Origin of the sequence: Winogradskyella epiphytica (assembly GCF_003217215.1) — a bacterium.
Lineage (GTDB): Bacteria > Bacteroidota > Bacteroidia > Flavobacteriales > Flavobacteriaceae > Winogradskyella > Winogradskyella epiphytica.
In genome coordinates this window covers 1-3,680 of record NZ_QJTD01000030.1, presented here as the reverse complement: position 1 = coordinate 3,680, position 3,680 = coordinate 1, and the positions used below count along the sequence as shown (strand labels likewise).

The 3,680-nt window shown below is 31.1% G+C and carries 6 protein-coding genes; all 6 read right to left on the bottom strand.

Going from position 1 to position 3,680, the window contains the following annotated elements; all coding sequences use genetic code 11:
• Positions 1–234: 234 nt before the first annotated feature.
• On the bottom strand, positions 235–564 hold the full coding sequence (locus tag DFQ11_RS14850; RefSeq protein ID WP_110476662.1) for a hypothetical protein: 330 nt from the start codon (positions 562–564) through the stop codon (positions 235–237).
• Between the two features lie 212 nt (positions 565–776).
• Entirely contained in the window at positions 777–1,064 is a 288-nt protein-coding gene (locus DFQ11_RS14845) for a type II toxin-antitoxin system RelE/ParE family toxin (RefSeq protein ID WP_110476661.1), read from the bottom strand.
• Positions 1,057–1,296: a ribbon-helix-helix domain-containing protein gene (locus tag DFQ11_RS14840; protein WP_110476660.1), complete on the bottom strand. Its 240-nt coding sequence runs from the start codon at positions 1,294–1,296 to the stop codon at positions 1,057–1,059. The genes DFQ11_RS14845 and DFQ11_RS14840 overlap by 8 nt, the downstream gene beginning before the upstream one ends.
• A gap of 209 nt (positions 1,297–1,505) precedes the next feature.
• Positions 1,506–1,955 carry a hypothetical protein gene (locus tag DFQ11_RS14835; protein WP_110476659.1) on the bottom strand — a complete coding sequence of 150 codons (450 nt, stop codon included), beginning with the start codon at positions 1,953–1,955 and terminating at the stop codon, positions 1,506–1,508.
• Between the two features lie 46 nt (positions 1,956–2,001).
• Positions 2,002–2,577, bottom strand: a complete 576-nt coding sequence (locus tag DFQ11_RS14830) for a hypothetical protein (RefSeq protein ID WP_110476658.1) — start codon at positions 2,575–2,577, stop codon at positions 2,002–2,004.
• A 167-nt stretch (positions 2,578–2,744) separates the two neighbouring features.
• On the bottom strand, positions 2,745–3,557 hold the full coding sequence (locus DFQ11_RS14825) for a hypothetical protein (RefSeq protein WP_110476657.1): 813 nt from the start codon (positions 3,555–3,557) through the stop codon (positions 2,745–2,747).
• Positions 3,558–3,680: the final 123 nt, after the last annotated feature.

The following is a 3,680-nucleotide window of genomic DNA, read 5'->3' as shown; positions in this document are numbered from 1 at the left end:
GCCCTAGCTAAATCAGGTTTAAAATATGACAGAAACTATAGAAGTGTTTTAGTAAATATAAACTAATAAATACTTGTTTTTTAACACAGTTCTTGGTTAGTTGCGTGTGCAGCAACTAATTTAGTAAACAAATACTTGCCAGAGAAAATTCCGAAGGAATTTTCCGGATAAGCTTTTGCCATAGCAATTAATTATACACCGTGTTGGCAACAGTTTTTTTATTTTTCAAGTGTTTTAGTCTACAAGCCAAGCTGAAGTGTCCTTTTCCGTATAGATGAACAGATTTCCAAAGGCATCATTTCCGAATAATACTTTTTCTGTTGTGGAAGGAATGAAAATCACGGTATCCTTTTTACTAACTTTTAGATAAATCTTAACCGAATCCGTTTTCGGCTTATAATATTTAACGAGTTCTAAATTACCCACACTATAATTTTCATTAAACTTTTTTTTATACACATAATCTCCATCATTTAAGTTTAATTCCAATTCCTGATTTGCTTTGAAATATTGTCCTTGGAAGAAAGATATTTTTTTCGAATCACAAGAACTTGCGAAAATCAAGATTAAGAGCAAAAAAATAATATTGTTTTTATATGACACTTATTGCGATTTTTTAATTGTTGCCAACGGTCTCGGCTATGAGTAGTTGCGTGGGTTAACACTTAACTTTGCAAGTACACACCAAACTGAAAATCCGCGAGGATTTTCAGAAGTAGGCGAGAAGAAGCAATTACTTATAGCCATTGTTGGCAACAGTTTTTTTATTAATTCAGTTATAGCTTTGTATTCAAATCTTGTCTTCCGACAATTGCCATTATTTCGACAATATTCTCATTTATTTTGTAATAAATACTATCAACTCCACATACGCAACGTCTGTATCCTTTTTTTATGTAATCCACTGATTCAAAGGAAAAAGGTCGCTCTGCAATAATGTCAAAATACTCAAAGAACGTTTCGAAATATTTGTCAGCTTGAGTCATTCCAAATTTTTCAACTCCATAATGGTGAATCCGAATCAAGTCGTTTTTTGCTTCGTTGGTCAATCTATATTTAGCCATTAAGCAAAGACTTTGATTGCGCTAAAATACTTTCTTTACTATCATTTGTAAATCCACTATTTTCAGCTTTTTCCAATTTTGCTCGAATCCAGTCAATTTGGACTTGCTGCTTTCGGGCCTGTCTAATCAAATCATTGACCAATTCGCTTTTGCTTGAATATTCTTTATTGTCCACTTGGGTTTTTAGCCACTCATCGTTTGGTTTTGTAAATGATATACTTTGTCTTGACATAATTTTATTGTTAATTGATGTAAATATACACCAAAATCGAATCATTTCCAAATTGTTGCCAACGGTTTTGTATATGATACGTTGCGTGTGTAAGCAACCAATTTAGCAAATAAAAACCGAATAGAAAATCCGCGAGGATTTTCGTAAGTAGGCTAGTACTAGCAATGGATTATATACGTTGTTGTAAGCAGTTTTTTTAGCAACTTATTTTATTGAATTGCATAAATATCTCCTGTATTTAATTCTCCATCTATGAATTCAGGTACAATTTTAAATTTTAACTGTCCAGTTACTCGTGGTGAATTATCTCTAATACTTTCAAAAATATGAATTAAATCTGCCTCACTATATTCTACGTTCACGACTAACTCTTTACCGTAAGTATTATAGCTATCTGAACCTGGATAGAATCCTAATATTAATGTTGGATTCATTCCGGAATCTTGGAATAAACTAGTCAATGACCATCTAATTCCTCCTGCTCTTTTTGCATTTGCATATTGTTCAATAGCAGTAATGTTTGTTTTTGTTTGAGCTAGTTTAAGTTCATCTGCTTCTGATAAATCTTGTTTTTCTTCTAGTTCGTTCTCCATAGTTTTATAAAGCTCATACATTAAATAGTTTTGCTTTTCGGTGAACATATTTGGATTTATAATCATACTATTATGTTTGGTTTAATTTTTTAATAATTATTGAATTCAGTTTTTATTCAATCATTTTAACAACTTGCTCAAAGCCATCACTTAATTGGTTATATATTTCTTGAACAATTGTTTTGTCCAAAACTTTTTTTAAAGTCAAATCAACAACTTTTCCTTTCAAGAGTTGAAACCAATTTTTCTTTCCTAGATTGAAATGGTTTTTCAAATCTTCAATTTCCTCAAATATTATTTGTTGTCCGAAACCTTGTTTCTCAAGTTTATCAAGAATATCATTCAGTTTATTATGAAGTTTGGACTCTTCTTCAACGCTAAATTCGTCCTGTGATTTTGGTTCATAAGAGTAAAATTGGTTTATATCATCTATTTCTTGGTCAATCGCAAACAATGCAATATTTCTAGTTTCGTCAAAACTACAACCAGTACAAGTTTTGGCGTGTTCAATTTTTTCTTCTACTGTCTTTTCTCGAAGAATTTTCAAAAAATCAAGCTTGTCTCTATCTCTATTGAAATCATAAAGTTTGGTAGTTAAATTCGATTTTAGAGATTCCAAAGTTCTTGCACTTTTGTAAAATCCTCTGTTGGAATTAAATTTTAAAGCTTCTTTTTCTACTATATTCATTCAATTATTATGTGTTTCTTAAATTGCTTACAACGGTCTTGTGTATGATTTCGTTGCGTGTGCTAGCCGCTAAGTTAGCAAATAAATCACAGATAGAAAGTCCGCGAGGACTTTCGTAAGTAGGCTATAACTAGCAATGAATTATACACATTGTTGTAAACAGTTTTTTAATAATATTCATATAAAACTGTACTTTCAGCTGATTGGTTTGAGCTTATTGTTATTTGTGTTGGTAAGTCAGAAGAATTAAATTCAATTGCGTAATTATACTGAAATTCGAATTGAATTCCGCCAGTTGGAAAATACGTTGTCACTTCTCGGCTTGTAGGATTATTATTGACTTCTAGTAATCCGAGTGCTGGATTGGTCAAATACTTAATGTCAGCTAGATTAGAACCAAAGTAAGCGGTTTTACCATTGTCAAATTCAGATATGTCTATTTGTGCTAGTGTTTGTCCATTATCATCTCTATAAGTTGTTGTAGATGAATTTCCATTCCCGTCAAATTCATAGCAAATTTGCTGAAAAGAATTACATTCACTATCGTAGCAACGATTTAGACAACTAAGCACTCCGTTTTCATAAAAATAATCTCTTCTCTCTATAATTTCATTGTTATTTTCGTTGTCAATTTTTATTTCAGTAATTAATTCATTCGAACCGTTGTAAGTGAAATTCACAGTTTGAACAACTTGATTATTACTCAATAAAATGCTTTCTACATATTCAACGTTTCCTTGATTGTTGTAATAGAATTTATCTTTTCGGTCTCCAGCAAAAAAATTGTAAAAATATATTTCATTTATTGAATTATTATCATTGTATTTAAATTCATAAATATGAGGTGTTGAAGTATTTTGGATTTCCATTCTTTTCAATAGTCCAGATGATTCAGGTTCTTGTTCGTTTGAGTCATCCGAAGAACAAGACACAATTAGAATTCCGATTAAAATAATTACTGTTTTTGTTATTTTTTTCATTCGTAAATTTGGTTTTTAAATTGTTTACAACGGTTTCGGCTATGAGTAGTTGCGTGGTTTAGCGGTTAACTTTGTAAGTACACACCAAACTGAAAATCCGCAAGGATTTTCAGAAGTAGGCGA

Excerpts from the sequence above, each read along its gene's own strand:
- DFQ11_RS14845 (WP_110476661.1), bottom strand. The coding sequence starts at position 1,064 with ATGGCTAAATATAGATTGACCAACGAAGCAAAAAACGACTTGATTCGG.
- DFQ11_RS14840 (WP_110476660.1), bottom strand. The coding sequence starts at position 1,296 with ATGTCAAGACAAAGTATATCATTTACAAAACCAAACGATGAGTGGCTA.
- DFQ11_RS14835 (WP_110476659.1), bottom strand. The coding sequence starts at position 1,955 with ATGATTATAAATCCAAATATGTTCACCGAAAAGCAAAACTATTTAATG.
- DFQ11_RS14830 (WP_110476658.1), bottom strand. The coding sequence starts at position 2,577 with ATGAATATAGTAGAAAAAGAAGCTTTAAAATTTAATTCCAACAGAGGA.
- DFQ11_RS14825 (WP_110476657.1), bottom strand. The coding sequence starts at position 3,557 with ATGAAAAAAATAACAAAAACAGTAATTATTTTAATCGGAATTCTAATT.